Source organism: Streptomyces pseudoechinosporeus (assembly GCF_054783935.1).
Map to the genome: position 1 here is coordinate 117,561 of NZ_BAAGPS010000059.1, position 14,784 is coordinate 132,344.

The 14,784-nt window shown below is 71.2% G+C and carries 12 protein-coding genes and 1 pseudogene; 7 read left to right on the plus strand and 6 right to left on the minus strand.

What is annotated here, in order from left to right; translation table 11 throughout:
* Positions 1-156: 156 nt before the first annotated feature.
* Complete coding sequence (locus tag ACYVO6_RS38620; protein WP_461069713.1) at positions 157-1,497, minus strand: ROK family transcriptional regulator; 1,341 nt, start codon at positions 1,495-1,497, stop codon at positions 157-159.
* A gap of 336 nt (positions 1,498-1,833) precedes the next feature.
* Here ACYVO6_RS38620 and ACYVO6_RS38625 point away from each other — a divergent pair, with 336 nt between their 5' ends.
* Genes ACYVO6_RS38625 through ACYVO6_RS38645 form a run of 5 tightly spaced genes read left to right on the plus strand, consistent with a single transcriptional unit; the run spans position 1,834 to position 7,089 of the window.
* A complete protein-coding gene (locus tag ACYVO6_RS38625) occupies positions 1,834-3,174 on the plus strand; it encodes an ABC transporter substrate-binding protein (RefSeq protein WP_461069715.1) in 1,341 nt (446 codons plus the stop codon).
* Positions 3,171-4,151: a carbohydrate ABC transporter permease gene (locus tag ACYVO6_RS38630; protein ID WP_461069717.1), complete on the plus strand. Its 981-nt coding sequence runs from the start codon at positions 3,171-3,173 to the stop codon at positions 4,149-4,151. The genes ACYVO6_RS38625 and ACYVO6_RS38630 overlap by 4 nt, the downstream gene beginning before the upstream one ends.
* Entirely contained in the window at positions 4,148-4,990 is an 843-nt protein-coding gene (locus ACYVO6_RS38635) for a carbohydrate ABC transporter permease (RefSeq protein ID WP_461069719.1), read from the plus strand. Before ACYVO6_RS38630 ends, ACYVO6_RS38635 begins: the two co-directional genes overlap by 4 nt.
* Before the next feature lie 39 nt (positions 4,991-5,029).
* Complete coding sequence (locus ACYVO6_RS38640; RefSeq protein WP_461069721.1) at positions 5,030-6,055, plus strand: Gfo/Idh/MocA family protein; 1,026 nt, start codon at positions 5,030-5,032, stop codon at positions 6,053-6,055.
* The gene (locus ACYVO6_RS38645; protein ID WP_461069723.1) at positions 6,052-7,089 is read left to right on the plus strand and encodes a Gfo/Idh/MocA family protein; all 1,038 of its coding nucleotides are present in this window, start codon (positions 6,052-6,054) and stop codon (positions 7,087-7,089) included. The genes ACYVO6_RS38640 and ACYVO6_RS38645 overlap by 4 nt, the downstream gene beginning before the upstream one ends.
* 122 nt (positions 7,090-7,211) lie before the next feature.
* Here the strand turns inward: ACYVO6_RS38645 and ACYVO6_RS38650 are convergent, their stop codons facing one another.
* Genes ACYVO6_RS38650 through ACYVO6_RS38660 form a run of 3 tightly spaced genes read right to left on the minus strand, consistent with a single transcriptional unit; the run spans position 7,212 to position 11,957 of the window.
* Positions 7,212-8,741 carry an AMP-binding protein gene (locus ACYVO6_RS38650; protein WP_461069725.1) on the minus strand — a complete coding sequence of 510 codons (1,530 nt, stop codon included), beginning with the start codon at positions 8,739-8,741 and terminating at the stop codon, positions 7,212-7,214.
* On the minus strand, positions 8,738-11,062 hold the full coding sequence (locus ACYVO6_RS38655; protein WP_461069727.1) for a CaiB/BaiF CoA-transferase family protein: 2,325 nt from the start codon (positions 11,060-11,062) through the stop codon (positions 8,738-8,740). Before ACYVO6_RS38655 ends, ACYVO6_RS38650 begins: the two co-directional genes overlap by 4 nt.
* Positions 11,063-11,090: 28 nt before the next feature.
* The gene (locus tag ACYVO6_RS38660) at positions 11,091-11,957 is read right to left on the minus strand and encodes an alpha/beta fold hydrolase (protein WP_461069729.1); all 867 of its coding nucleotides are present in this window, start codon (positions 11,955-11,957) and stop codon (positions 11,091-11,093) included.
* A gap of 124 nt (positions 11,958-12,081) precedes the next feature.
* Here ACYVO6_RS38660 and ACYVO6_RS38665 point away from each other — a divergent pair, with 124 nt between their 5' ends.
* Together ACYVO6_RS38665 and ACYVO6_RS38670 are read left to right on the plus strand one after the other, a co-directional pair.
* The gene (locus ACYVO6_RS38665) at positions 12,082-12,561 is read left to right on the plus strand and encodes an FAS1-like dehydratase domain-containing protein (protein WP_461069731.1); all 480 of its coding nucleotides are present in this window, start codon (positions 12,082-12,084) and stop codon (positions 12,559-12,561) included.
* Complete coding sequence (locus ACYVO6_RS38670) at positions 12,558-13,001, plus strand: hotdog family protein (RefSeq protein ID WP_461069733.1); 444 nt, start codon at positions 12,558-12,560, stop codon at positions 12,999-13,001. The genes ACYVO6_RS38665 and ACYVO6_RS38670 overlap by 4 nt, the downstream gene beginning before the upstream one ends.
* Positions 13,002-13,087: 86 nt before the next feature.
* On the opposite strand, the pseudogene ACYVO6_RS38675 reads toward ACYVO6_RS38670, so the two are convergent.
* Both ACYVO6_RS38675 and ACYVO6_RS38680 read right to left on the minus strand, forming a co-directional pair.
* Positions 13,088-13,192: pseudogene (locus tag ACYVO6_RS38675) on the minus strand (transposase family protein); the annotation flags it as partial.
* A 703-nt stretch (positions 13,193-13,895) separates the two neighbouring features.
* Positions 13,896-14,705 carry an alpha/beta fold hydrolase gene (locus ACYVO6_RS38680; protein WP_461069735.1) on the minus strand — a complete coding sequence of 270 codons (810 nt, stop codon included), beginning with the start codon at positions 14,703-14,705 and terminating at the stop codon, positions 13,896-13,898.
* Between the last annotated feature and the right edge of the window lie 79 nt (positions 14,706-14,784).

The following is a 14,784-nucleotide window of genomic DNA, read 5'->3' on the forward strand; positions in this document are numbered from 1 at the left end:
AGCACGATCCGGCGACCGCAAAGCCAACGCCTGCGCGGTTGTCCGGCGGCGCACCCACCCCTCAAGCACCTCACACTGAGCGGGAGTTGACGACGACGGCGGGATCTTCGGACCTGGGCGACCCATACCCAACCAACGACGAATCTCCGACTCAGGTCACTGGAGGGCTTCTGCCCCCGTCTCCAGGCCCGTGGGCCGGCCGAGCGCGCCCTGGGACGGAAGGCTGGTGGGCCGGGTGCGCAGCACCTCTTCGACGGAGGAGAGGGCGAAGCGGACCGCGCCGGTGATCACGGCCTCGTCGCCTAGGGCGGACAGCCGCCACTGCGGCAGGTCGACGAGGAGGCTGCCGGCTTCCTCCTCGGCGGCGCTCAGGAGGAGTTCCCCCGCCGGAAGCAGGCCGGGGACAGGGAAGAGGCTGGTGCCGAGCACGACCAGCGCCGGGTCGAGCGCCAGCAGCACGGGGGCGATCCCGGCGGCCAGCCTCCGCCCGTACGACGTGATGGCCGCGACCGCTTCCGGATCCCCCGAGGCGGCGCCACGGACGACGTCGGCGCCTGTGCGACGCCCGGGGTCGGCCTGGTCCGGGGCAACGCTGTCCGGTACCAGGGGTTCGAGGCCGGGCTGCGACGAGGTGCTGCCGGGGAAGCGGATGAAGCCGATCTCACCGGCCGCACCGCGGTGTCCGCGCAGCAGGCGCCCCCCGGTGATGACACCGGCACCGAGGCGTTCACCGAGAAGGACGAAGACCATCTCGTCGGCCGAGCCGCCGACCCCGCGCCACTGCTCGCCGAGCGCGGCGAGGTTGGCGTCGTTCTCCACGGCGACCGGGCAGCCGAGGGTGTCTCGGAGGGTGGTGACGATGTCCGCCTCGGCCCAGCCCTTGAGGTTGTCGGCCTGCCGGATACGGGTGTTGCTCCGGTCCACCAGGCCGGGGGTGCCCACCGTCGCGGCCCACACCCGCCGGGCGTCGGCTCCGGAGCGGTCGATCGCGCGCTGCACCACCGCGGTCACGGCGCGGGCGCGGGCCCGTCCGCCCAAGTCGGCGCGCACTGCCTTGCGTTCGACGGCCACCGGCCGGCCGTCGAGGTCGGCCAGGCAGGCGCTCACCGAGCGGGCCCGTACATCCACGCCGATGACGAAGCCCGCGCGCGGGCAGAAGCGGAACCGGCGGGCCGGGCGGCCGGGCGAACGCTGGCCACGGGCGGAGACGGCCGGGGCGACCTCGATGAGGCCGCAGTCCATGAGTTCCTCGACGATCGCCTCAACGGTGGGGCGGGAGAGCTTGGTTGCCTCGGCCAGGGTGGAGAGCCGGGGGTGCGGGTCGGCGGAGCGGACGGCGGCGAGGATGGCCGCGGCGTTCGTGGCACGCAGGTCCGCGACGCCCACCACCGCAGGTAGTTCGCGCCCGGGGGAGTTCGGCTCCGGCAGCCCGCCGAGCGGCCACAGCGCCCGCGGGGCGGGGGCCGTGGACGGGGAGCGGTCCCTGGACGTGGCCAATGGTCAACCTCCTGTGGAGCGGCCCGGCGGGGACCGGTGCGGACCGCCCTGACGATAACAATCCAGCCATGAGTCCTTGACGCATGCCAGGCTCGCTCCGATTATAAAACGCAACTGCGTTATCGAACTATCGAGCTCACTGATCGAGTTCATTGAGCTGTCGAAACCTCGCCGCTCGCAGGACCCACCGCGATCCGGCCCCGTCCACGGCGTCTTCCCACCCTCCTCGCGCCGCCTCCGCCGCGCCGCGCACCATCGCGGCCTCATGCACCACGTCTCCACCGCCGGCCGGCCCCGCCGTCGGCTCTCCCTGTCCCGTCACGCCCAGGAGACCCCATGAGCCCCAGCCCGTCGTCCCTGTCCAGACGTACGTTCCTCACGGCCACCGGCGCGGTCGGCGCCGCGGCGCTCACCGCGTGCAGCGATCTGACTCCCGGCGCATCGTCGTCCGACAAGAGCAGCTCCGGCCCCGTCTCCACGGCGGTACCGGCCGACGAGAAGCTCACGCTGGTGGTCGCCGACGCCGACGACACCACCATGACCCCGGGTCTCATCGCGGCCTTCCGCGAGAAGCACCCCAACATCACCGTCAAGCGCAACTACACCGGCTGGGACGACTACCTCAAGAGCATCAACACCACCATGTCGGCCGACAGCGCCCCCGACATCGCCCAGTTCACCTCCGGTATGCAGAACCTCGTCCCCGGACGGCTGCTGCTCAAGGTCGGCGAGTACGGCAAGGCGTACGGCTGGGCGGAGAAGTTCCCCGGCCTGGACCAGATCACCCTCACCCCGGACGGCAAGACCGTCGGCACCGGCGACCTGTACGGGGTGGGTGCGGGCCTGTCGTTCGAAGGCGTCTACTACAACAAGGCCAAGGCGCAGAAGCTGGGCCTGACCGTCCCTCCGGCCACCCTGGACGAGCTGGAGGCCCTGTTCGCCAAGGCCAAGGCGGCCGGTGAGACCGCACTGGTCGCCGGCAACCTCGACGGCGGCCTCAACCACGCCTTCAACGTGCTGCTCTCGGCCTATCTGACGCCGAAGGACCGCGAGGCGTGGGCCTATGGCCACCAGAGCGCCACCATCGTGCTGCCGGAGGCCGAGAAGGCGGCCGAGACGCTCAAGCGGTGGGTGGACGAGGGGTATGTCACCCCCAAGGTCAACGGCGTCAGCGACAACGACGCCACCGCCGCGTTCGCCAAGGGCGAGGGCGTCTTCCGGATCAGCGGCAACTGGGCCGCGGCGGCGGTGGCCAAGGGCTTGGGCGAGGGGGCCGGCTACTTCAACATGCCGCCCGTCACCTCCGGCGGGAAGGTACGCACCACCGGCGCCGGGGTGTACTACTGCGTGTCCAGCAAGTCGAAGAACGCTGCCGCGGCCGCCGCGTTCCTCGACTTCACCGCCGGCGCGGAGGCCGCCGCCATCACCGCCAAGGCGGGCTTCATGGCTCCCGACGCGGGCGCCATGCCGAGCCAGAGCGGGCTGCTGGGCGATGTCCAGCAGGGCTGGCAGACGATCGTCAAGGACGCCGGTCTGCAGCCGTTCATCCAGAACTCCTCCAGCCCGACGATGGGCGACACCCTCACCACCCAGCTGCAGCTGCTCGCCGGGGGCAAGGTCACCGCCGAGAAGTTCCTGGCCGGTCTCCAGACGGACTTCGAGAACTACCACAAATGACCACTGCCGACCGACTGACCGACCCCGCCCCTGCTCCCGGAGCCCAGAGCCGGGTGGAGCGCGCGGCGGACGGCACCGCACGCAAGCACCCCCGCCCGGCGCGGTCCGGCCGCCGCCGGCGCCGGGCCGTGGCGTTGCTCTACCTGCTGCCGGCTCTGCTGCCCTACACGCTCTTCGCCGTACTGCCGCTGCTGCACACCGCTTATCTCTCACTGTTCAACTGGGACGGGGTGACCCTCCCGTCCTTCGTCGGCCTCGACAACTACGGCCGTATCGCCACCGACCCGCAACTGCGCGCCGCCGCCTGGCATGCCGGTGCGCTGATCCTGTTCTTCTCCGTCCTGCCCATCTGCCTGGGGCTGGTCTCGGCGGCGATCGTGTCCCGGCGTGCCGGGCGCCGGGGCACCACCCTGGTCCGCACGGTGCTGTTCCTGCCCCAGGTCATCCCGCTGGTCGCGGTCGGCATCCTCTGGCGCTGGGTGTACGCCGAGGACGGCACCCTCAACCAGGCGCTGCGGGCGATCGGCCTGGGCGGCCTCACCGACGCCTGGCTGGGCAGCTTCACCTGGGCCCTGCCGGCCGTCGGACTGATCGGCAGCTGGGTCGTCTCGGGCCTGTGCATGGTGCTGTTCCTGTCCGGGACCCAGCGCATCGACCCGGAGATCTACGAGGCGGCACGGATGGACGGGGCGGGCCCGATACGCGAGTTCACGGCGATCACCGTCCCGCTGCTGCGACCCGAGTTCGCGGTGGCACTGTCCATCACCGTGATCGCCGCCCTGTCCAGCTTCGACCTCATCTACATCACCACCGGAGGGGGCCCGGGCAACAGCACCGTCGTCCCCGGAATCCTCATCTACCGCCTGGCCTTCGGAGGCGGCGCCGTCGGTGTGGCCAGCGCGCTGGCGATCGTTCTGACGGTGGTCATCTCCCTCGCCGTCCTGGTGATCAACCGGCTGTCCAGGGAGGCGCCGTGACCTCACCGACCTCGTCGACCAGAGCGGTCACCGGGCGGCTGGCGGCACCCGTCGTGCTCACGCTGTTCATGGCCGCCGTGCTCGTGCCGTTCGCCTCCCTGCTGCTGGCATCACTTCAGCCCGCGGGCGCACCGCTGACCGGCTTCGCCCTGCCGGACGGCCTGCACTTCGAGAACTTCTCACGCGCCTGGTCCGCGGCCGGCTTCGGCACACTGCTGCGGTCGAGCGTGGTCATCGCGCTGTGCGTGGTGCCGGCCGCGGTGGTGTGCGCGACCCTCGCCGGGTACGCGCTCGCGACCCTGGACGTCCCCGGCCGGGGAAGGCTCTACGCGTATCTGCTGCTCGGCCTGTCCATCCCCACCGAGGGCACCATCATCCCGCTCTACTACGACCTGCGCGCCATCGGCCTGACCAACACCGTGCCGGGGCTGGCACTTGCGGAGATCGCCGCGTTCATGCCGTTCGGGGTCTTCTGGATGCGCGCCCACTTCTCGACCATGCCACGCAGCCTGATGGAAGCCGCACGGCTGGACGGCGCCTCGTCATGGGCGACGCTCTGGCGGATCCTGCTGCCCAACTCCCGCCCGGCGATTACCACGTTGGGCGTTCTGTACTTCGTCTGGAGCTGGAACCAGTTCCTGCTCCCGCTCATCCTGATCCAGGACCCGGCCCGCCGTACGGCCCCGGCCGGACTGGGTTTCTTCACCGGGCAGTTCGGCGTCGATGTGCCGCTGCTCGCCGCGGCCACCCTGATCGTGATCGCCCCGGTGGTGCTCGTCTACCTGTTCTTCCAGCGGCACTTCATCAGTGGCGTACTCAGCGGCGCCCTCAAGGGCTGACCACACAAGGCCTGAACCCACAGGAGGTCGGAGAATTCCATGGCAGAACTCGAAGTCGCGCTGATCGGTGCGGGCGGCATCGCCCGCACGCATCTGCCCGCGTGGGTCGCCCTCGGCGCGCGGGTACGCCTGTACGCACCCGACGGTCGCGCCCCCGCCCTGGCCCGCGAGTTCGGCGCGACGTCCGTGGGCTCCCTGCGTGAGGCGATCGCCGGGGCCGCCGTGGTGGATGTGTGCACCCCGACCGACACCCACCGGGAGATCACTCTTGCCGCCGTCGCGGCCGGGGCCCATGTCCTGTGCGAGAAGCCGCTGGCGCTCAGCGCGGCCGAGGCGGGGGACATGGCCGACGCGGCGGAAGAGGCCGGGGTGAGGCTGTACCCGGGACATGTCGTGCGCTTCTTCCCCGCCTACGCCCGGCTTCGCGACCTGGTCGCCGGGGGCGGCCTGGGCCGGGTGGCGGTCGCCCGGTTCACCCGCACCGGCCGCTATCCCACCTGGAGCGGCTGGTTCGCCGACCCGGTACGTTCCGGCGGGATTCTGACGGACCAGATGATCCACGACATGGACATAGCCCGCTGGCTCTTCGGCGAGGTCGTACGGGTCCACGCCCGGCACCAAGGGCATCTCACCGCCCCGGCCCCGGAAGGGGCGGTCGCCACCGGTACCGCCGTACTCACTCACGCGGGAGGCGCCATCACACAGGTCGTAGGGGTGTGGGGGCCGCCGGCAACGCCGTTCCGCACCACGTTCCATGTGTCGGGCACCGGCGGTACCGTCCAGCACGACTCCCAGGCCCATCTCGACCTGCGGATCACCGGTGTCGTGTCCGGCGGTCCGGCGGACGGCATACCCGTCGGAGACTTCGGGGAGTCGCCGTACTTCACCCAGATCCGCGAGTTCGCCGAGGCGTTCGCGGGCGGTCCGGAACCACGGGTGAGCGGCCAGGACGGCGTGGCGGCCGTCCGCATCGCCGAGGCTGCGGCTCAGTCCGCGCGTACCGGACGGACCGTCGAGCTCACCCCGCAGCCAACCACCGTACTCACAGGGGGAATTGACCAGTGAGAGTCGCCGTACTGTCCTTCGCCCATGTGCACGCCGCGACCTACATCGGGCTGCTGCGCGACCGCGACGGCATCGAACTGATCACCGCGGACCCCGACGCCCCGCCGGGCGACCCCACACGGGGTCGTCAACTCGCACAAAGCCTGGGTGCCGCCTACGTCGACACCTGGGAAGAGGTATTCGCCCTCCACCCCGACGCCGTGGTGGTCACCAGCGAGAACGCCCGGCACCGGCACCTGGTCGAGCGGGCAGCCGCGACCGGGGCGCATGTGCTCTGCGAGAAGCCCCTCGCGACGACGGAGGCGGACGCACGAGCCATGATCGACGCCTGTGAGCGCGCCGGCGTCGGGCTGATGACCGCCTATCCCGTACGGTTCAGCCCCGCCTTCACCGCCCTGCGCCGCGCGCTGGCCGACGGCTCGCTCGGCGGGCTGATCAGCGTCCACGGAGCCAACAACGGCTCGAACCCGGCCCGTTCACGTCCCTGGTTCGCCGACCCGGAACTGGCCGGCGGCGGAGCGCTGGCCGACCACACCGTCCATATCGCCGACCTCGTGGACGCGTTGCTGGACGGCGAGCAGGCGGCGGAGGTGTACGCCCAGGCCAACAGCATCCTGGACGACGGCGGCTCCGCACCGGCCGTCGAGACCGCGGGCCTGGTCACCATCCGCTACCCCGGCGGGTTGGTCGCCGCTGTGGACGCCAGTTGGAGCCATCCGCCGGACCACCCGACCTGGGGCGGGCTCGCCATGACCTGCGTCGGCGAGAAGGCGATCGTGGAGTTCGACGCCTTCCCCCCGCTGCTCGGCGGATTCGACTCCGTCACCGGTCGCGACCGCTGGGAGGCGGGCGGGGCCGACCTGGACGCCGCCATGCTCGAGGAGTTCCTCGACACCGTACGCACCGGACGGCGGCCGTCTCCCGACGGTGAGACGGGCCTGCGCACCCTCCGGATCGTGCTGGCCGCCTATGAGTCGCTGCGCACCGGACAGCCGGTCGCACTGACGGATGCCCATGGCATGACCGGTGGCTGAACTCCCAGCGGATGGCCGTCGACGGTGGCTGTCGGCAGTGGAGAGTCCAGGACGGCGGAGGCGACCTGGATGCCGTCCGCCACTGACGGGCCACCGCCCGGGGGGCACAGTCAGTACCAGGGTCAGGTCCGGGCGGCGCGTCCCGCGGTGCGCGCCCGGTCCCAGGTGCCGGCGGTGACGCCGCGTTCCCGCAGGGCCGCTTTGCGGATCTTGCCGGTCTCGGTGAGCGGCAGGGACGGGACCGTCTCGATGTACCGGGGCACGGCGAACGCGGGCAGCTCCAGCGCGCAGTGCCGGCTCAGGTCCTCCGGGTCCAGCACCGTGCCGGGCCGGAGGACGATCGCGACCATCACCTCGTCCTCGGCCAGTTCGGAGGAGACCGGGAACGCGGCGGCCTCGGCGACCGCCGGATGGGTGCGGACCGCCGACTCCACCTCGGACGAGGAGATGTTCTCACCGCGGCGCCGAATGACGTCCTTGATCCGGTCGACGAAACGGAACCAGCCGTCCGGCCCGCGGATCACGCGGTCGCCGGTCCGGCGCCAGGAGTCGGACGGCTCCACCGCGTCGCCCACATAGCCGGTCGAGAAGGCGTGCTCCCGGTGGCTGCGGACGACGAGTTCACCGGGCGTCCCGTCCGCAACAGGAGCGAGGCCTTCGTCGACCACCCGGGCGGAGAAGCCCGCGCGTACGGTGCCGAGGCAGCCGGGACGGGCCTCCTCGGGTGTGGAGCCGATGACGAGGTTCGTCTCCGTGGAGCCGAACCCGTCGACGAGAGCGATGCCGAAACGCTCGCGGAACGGCTCCCACGCGGCGGCCGGGGTCGCCGGCGACAGCCCGCGCCACGCCCGGTGCGACCGGTCCTGGGGGCCCGGCGGCTGCGCCAGCAGCATGGGCACCATCGCACCGAGCAGGTACACCGCGGTCGCACCGGATTCGGCGACCTGCGCCCAGTACCGCGTGGCGGAGAACCGCCCGCCGACGACGCAGCTCGCGCCCACCGTCATGGCGTGGGCGAGCGTGTTGAGGGCGTTGGTGTGGAACAGCGGCAGACAGGTGAAGAGCACGTCGTCGGAGGTGAGGCGCAGGGAGTCCGCGACGTTGCGGCCCCACCACACGAACTGGGCCTGCGGACAGCGAACACCGCGCGACGCGCCCGTGGTTCCCGAGGTGAAGAGAACGGCGGCAGTGTCCTGCGGACGCACCGGGGCGGGCGGAATCGCTCCGGTCGTGCCGGGCGCGGGGACGTCCTCCTCGCCCGCCACCCACACCGTGCCCCGATGGCCCGCCTCGACAGCACGTTCCGCCAACTCGGCCTCGGCGTAGAGGAATTGCGGCCGAGCTTCGTGCAACACATGCCGCAGCGAGCGGCCGCGCAGAGCGGTGTTCAACGGCACCACGACCGCGCCGAGCCAGGCGCAGCCCAGGATCAGGTCGATGAGTTCGATCCGGTTGGGCAACAGGGCCGCGATCCGGTCGCCCGGTCGGCAGCCCCGTGCCGCGAGTGCCCCGGCCATGGTGGCGGTGGCCTCGCGAGTCTCCGCGTACGTCCGCGTCGTGTCGCCCATACGCAGGAAAGTCCGCTCGCCGAACTTCTCGGCGGCGGCGTCGACGAGTTGCGGCACTGTCAGGGCATCCGCGATGCCACTCACCGCAGAACTCCGGCCTCGTGAAGTCGCCGAAGCCGCTCGGGACCGATGCCTGCCACCTCGCTCAGCACCTCGTCGGTGTCGGCACCGAGCAGGGGCGCGGGCTTACGTACTCCGCCCGGTGTGCCGGTGAGGCGGATGGGCACGCCCTCGTGGAGGAAGGCGCCTGCGGCCGGGTGCTCAACACGGACGTAGAAGCCGCGTGCCCTCAACTGCGGGTCGTGCTCGACGAGTTCGCGACCGTCCTGCACCGCACCGGCCGGAATCCCGCGCTCCTGCAACAGCTCGGCAGCGGCATCGGCGGGCATCCCGCGCGCCCAGTCGCCGAGTACGCCGTCGATCAGCGCGCTCTCCCACCTGCGGCCCTCAGCGGTCAACAGCCGTTCGTCAACGGCCAGTTCGGGACGTCCGATCGCATGGCAGAGAGCCGTCCACTCCTCGTCCGACCGGACGCTGACGGCCAGCCAGCGGTCGGCGCCCAGGCACCGGTACACACCCTGAGGACTCCACCGCGGATGTGCGTTGCCCATCGGCGACCGCGATGACGTGAGGAGGCTCGTCCCCATGTGGGCGGCGATCGCCTCGAGTTGGGACAGGTCGACGTGCTGTCCGCGGCCCGTCTCCGCACGGTGCTCCAGCGCGGCCACCGTGGCCAGCGCGGCCTGAAGTCCCGCGACGATGTCGCCGTGCCCGTAGATCACGCCCACCACGTCGTCCGGGTCCCAGCCGGTGAGCCCGGTCAGCCCACCACTGGCCGAGACGGTGTCCGCGTACGACACCCAGCCGGACCGCGGGCCGGTGTGGCCCATGCCCGACATGCTCACGTAGACGAGGCCCGGGTTGATCTCGCGCAGCGCCTCGTAGCCGAGGCCGAGCCCGGTCATGACGGTGGCACTGAAGTTCTCCACGAGGACGTCGCAGGAGGCGATGAGTTCGCGGAGCACCGCGACGCCCTCCTCGGTCCGCGTGTCGAGTGCGATGCTGCGCTTGTTCCGGTTGACCTCGTTGAAGTAGCCGTTCGTGTTCGGGTCCGTGTGGCCGCCCCGGGAGAGGTGCATGAAGGGCGCGAAGCGGGTCGGGTCGGGGCGCCGGATGGACTCGACCTTGATGACGTCGGCGCCGTGGTCGGCCAGGATCTTTGTGCAGTACGGGCCCGCGAGCACCCAGGTCAGATCGAGGACGCGTACGCCGTCCAGTGAGGGAAGGCCGGCGGAGTCGCCGTCGACCGGGCGCGGTGGACGAGGTGCGTCGAGGAGCGCCTGGTCGGCACCGGCTCCCGGCACGGTGAGCGACGTGACGCGGCGGCCTTCGGGGAACGCGAACGGGAAGCCGAGGTCGGTCCGGTCTCCCTTCTCCGTTCGGACTTGAGTGAAGAAGCCGCGCGCGGCGAGCTGCGGATTGTCCGGCAGTTCGTCGGGCAGGTCGACGGCGGCCCACGGCAGTTTCCTGGCCTGCGCCCGCTCCGCGAACTCGGCCTTCGGCCACGTACCCACAAAGTCCTGCACGACCTTGAACACATGCTCCTGGTGCTTCTTGCGCTCGACGGGATCCTGCCACCGCGGCTCCGCCAGATCGGCCTCCGCGCCTTCCTCACGCAGCCAGGCGAGCAGCGCGTCCCACATACGGGGGCTGCCGCCGAGCCCTCCGCCCAGATGACCGTCCGCGGCCCGGAACAACCCGTGCGGGACCAGCGGATGCACCCGCCCGGGGCGCGACGGAACCCGGTCCTCGTGCAGGTAGGCGAGGGCGCCCGCCTCCAGCGCGGCGGCCACGCACGCCTGCGCGGACACGTCGATGAGCTGCCCCGGGCCCTTGCGCCGTGCCCGCAGGCCGAGCAAGACGGCGATCGCCGCGTTGACACCCGCGAGTTGCTCCGCCTGGTTCTCCGGCAGCCGCAGCGGCGGGCCGTCCGGATCGCCGACCTGCGCCAGCATGCCGCCGAGCGCGGCCACCACCAGATCGGTGCCCTGCCAATAGCTGCGCGGGCCGACGAGGCCGAACGGGGTGACCCGTACATGTACGAGATGGCCGAGACCGGCGGCGACCGGCTCGGCGCCCTCGGTGCTCCCGTCGAGCAGCGCGTCCGCGCCCTCAAGGAGCTGGCGCAGCTCAGCAGCACCTTCGGGCGTGCCCGTATCGAGCGTCACCGAGCGCTTCCCGGCATGCCAGTGGGCGAAGGCGTCGCCGTCGAGTTCGTGCCGGGTCGCATCGCCTCCCGGCGGCTCGACCAGCACCACTTCGTGACCGAGGCCCACCAGGAGCCTGCCCGCGAAACGGGCGAAGGGACTGGACAGTTCGACGACGCGCGGAGCCGCCTCGCTCACGTTTCCTCCGGTGAGTGTCGGTGGGGAATCAGTCGTGCTGCTGGTTCAGGAAACCGGTGACGACGGTGTAGTAGTCGTACGGTCGCTCCTCCTGGAGGTGATGCGACGTCCGGCTCATCACGTGGAGGTTGCCCCGGGGGACCATCCGGGCAAGCATCAGCGGGTAGTCCGGGGTCAGGAAGGCGTCGTACATGCCCCACATGAAGAGCGACGGCGCCTCGATCCGGCCCAGTTCTCCGGTGAGGTCCTGCCAGTCGCCGCGCGGGTTGTCCGAGGCGGCGGCGAGCGCCATCTCCTCGGGGTCGAGGCTCTGTTCGTGGCGCAGCTTCACCGTGCCCTCGGGGATGGCGTCCGCGTCGTACCACTCCAGGCGGGCCATCAGCTCGCGCATCTTCTCCGGCGAGGGGCCGTCGCCGCCGTAGTACACATCCCGGGCGTTGCGACCGCGGCGGGCCCCCTCGGGAAGCGGCGCGAGGGGCCCGTAGAAGACCGGCATGCTGCCGGTGACGACGAGGGAGCGCACCCGCTCGGGGTACTTGGCGGCCAGGTTGAGGGCGATGGTCCCGCCCCACGAGTTGCAGATGAAGTCGGCGCGTTCCACGCCCAACGAGTCGAGCAGCGCCACGGTCTTGGCGGCGTGGTAGTCCCACATGGGGCCCTTGATGACCGGCTTCGCGGACTTCCCGTACTGCAGGATGTCGACGAGGAAGCACCGGCGGTCCGCGGCGAACAGCGGCGCCACCTGTCCGAAGTCCGACCAGCCCGTGCACCCTGGGCCGCCACCGTGCAGAAAGATGATGGGGCTTCCCTCGCCCATCTCGATGTAGTGATACGTGACGCCGTCCGTCTCCACGTAGGTGCCCGGCGGAGGCGGCTGAATGTCCATGAGCTCCATGCCCCGCATGGTGTCCGGCGAGGGGAGCCCGGCCCAAGCGGAACGGTCCGCTGAGCGGGCCGGTTCCGTGGTGGCATGGGGCGGCCCTGGCTAGCGTCAGGTCATCCGAGTGCGGAGGCGGCGCATGGCGAACGGGCTGGATCTGGCCGAGGAGCGGGCACGGGCGTTGGTCGGGCGGTGGGAGCGGCGGCACCTGGGTGTCGTACGGGCCGAGGACGCCGCGGAGTTCGCCCGGGCGGCCGGTGAGACCGCGCCGCACCTGGTCGATCCGGGCAGTTCCCGGTTCACCGTCCACCCCATGTACGTCGTCAGCCTGCTGCGCGGGGCGCCCGGAGCCGGCCCGGACGAGGTCCGGCCGGACGGCATGTACCGCGACGAGGTCCCCGGCACCGACGGGCTCGACGTCCGGCTGATGGCGGGCGGCCAGCAGGCGCGTTGGACGGGCGAGGTGCGGCCCGGGGACACGATCGAACTGCTCCGGGTTCTCAGGGCAGTTGAGCGCAAAGGGGCAGGGGACGGGTTCCTGTTGCTCACGGTCGACAAGACGTACAGCGCGGCGCGCGGAGCACTCGTCGAGGTCACGGAGAGGTTCATCGTCAGGTGAGTCAGAGTCAGGTCGGTAAGCACATCGATTCCGTCACCGTCGGGCAGCCGGTACCGCCCGTGGAGTGCACGCCCGACGCGGTCGCCCTGCTGCGTTTCGGCGCCGTCACACGCAACACTCACCGCATCCACTACGACACCGCCTTCGCCCAGTCCGAAGGGCTGGCCGGCCCGGTCGTCATGGCCCAGTTGCACGGCTGCCTCTTCCACCGGGCCGCGGCGGGTTTCGCCGGCGAAACCGGGCGGGTACGCGAGGTCGCCTGGCAGAACCGGGCGCCCGCGCACGCGGGGGACCGGCTCGTGGTCACGGGCACGGTACGAGAGGTCGATCCCGCACGCGGTGAGGTCACGCTCGACCTCGTGGAGCGGTGTGGAGCCCCGGGCGGCGAAGCCCCCGGCACCATCTGCTGCCGGGGCCATGCCGTGGTCGTGCTCGCCTGACACCAACATCTTCCATACCAACCGTCACGTGCACATGTGGTGGGCAGTCGCCGTCGGGCCAGAGCCCAGAGGGCCCCGACCGTGCAAGGGAACGGCCCGAGCATGGGGCCAAGGTGGTCGATGACGCGGTCAGCTGCGGACTTCGAGACGCCGAACAGTGGGGCGAGCTGCCGCATCGTCAAGTTCGTCCTCGCGGAGACGGGTATCCCGCGCGCACGGCTGGCCGGCGCCGACCTGGTGGCGGTGATCGATGACGCGGGCGAGCTGGAGCGTTCCAGCGCGCGGACGGAAACGACGGCGTCCGCTGAGCCCTTGCATACCAAGGACTCCCGCACAGGGATGATGTTCAGGAAATGTTTGTCCGGTCCGGCGCGGCGCCGCTGGGACTGGCGGGCTCCGCAAGCCTGAAGCGCGGTCTCTGCCGCCCCGCCCATGCTGAACAGCTGTTGTCGTACCGAACCTGAGGACGGCGTCTTCGCTGGTCAGGCATAGGGTCGGTGATTCTGTGGGAGTGGTGGCCTGTCGTGTCGTCGCTCCCCGGGAGGTCGCGGATGCCGTCGATCGTCGGACTGCTGGAACAGCACGAATTCGCCGCTCGCCATCCCTGCCTCACAGTGCCACTTGATGACTCGTCCCTGCCCGCCGGCACGCGGCAGGGCGCACAGTGACGGACACACAAGCCGCGCGGAACGGAAGCGACCGGCGACCCACACCACCTCCTCTTGCCCGCGAAGACCTCACCAGCCGACGACCGCGGGCCCGGTCATAGCAGCCGACATGGGAGACGGCCGTGAGCAGGTTGTGTGCCTGACCGGCAGGGGGCCAGGCCGATACGGATGCGGCTCCGGCAGCTGGACCGACCGGCAGGGTCGGCATCCGGCCGCCGGGCGTTCCTCAACCCCGGATCTGGACTTCCTGCCAGAAGGCGTCGACCCGTGCGTTGAAGGCGTCGGGGACCTCCTGGAATGGCTGGTGGGCCTCGCCGGGCAGCACCTCGAACTGCGCCCCCGGGATCCTCTCGGCCACCGCGCGCCCGAGGCGCGGTGGCGTGGCGATGTCGAGTTCACCGGCCAGTACCAGTGTCGGCGCGGTGATCTCAGACAGGCGGTCGAGCGTGTCGTGCGTCCTGAACGGTGCGAGCTGGCGCTGGAAGGCTTCGACGGACTGCGGATGCGGGAAGGCCAGCGTCTCCTCGATGATCCGGTCGACCGTGCCGTCGTCGTGCGCCCGCCGCGTGTAGATCCACAGCAGGAACGCCTCCTGCATGGCGCGCTCGTTCGGTGCTCGCTCGGCCATCCAGTGCCAGAAGTCCGTCATCGAACGGAAGTAGGCGTCGGGACGTGCCCATGTGCTCATCAGGACGAGGCTGCGGACGAGCCGGGGATGGTTGAGCGCCAGCTCCTGCGCGATGCGGCTGCCTCCCGAGAAGCCCATGACATGCGCGGCCGGGATCTCCAGCGCACGCAGCACCGCGGCGGCGTCCTCCGCCATCCCGGGCACCGACAGAGGTCCCTCGGGCAGCGGCGTACGCCCGGTGCCGCGGTTGTCGTAGGCGGTGAGACGGTAGCGGTCGGCGAGCCCGTCGAGCTGTGCCTGCCACGCCTCGGCGGGGTCGCTGAGCCCCGCGATGAGCAGGACGTCGGGCCCCTCGCCCCGGCGCTCGACCCAGATCCCGCCGACGTCGGTTTCGATCGTTTCGCCCATGCCCGGCCTCCTGGAACGGTCTCCGTGGAAAGCCCACACCCCCGTACTCACAACCGTCCCACAGGTCTCGGACGGCTGC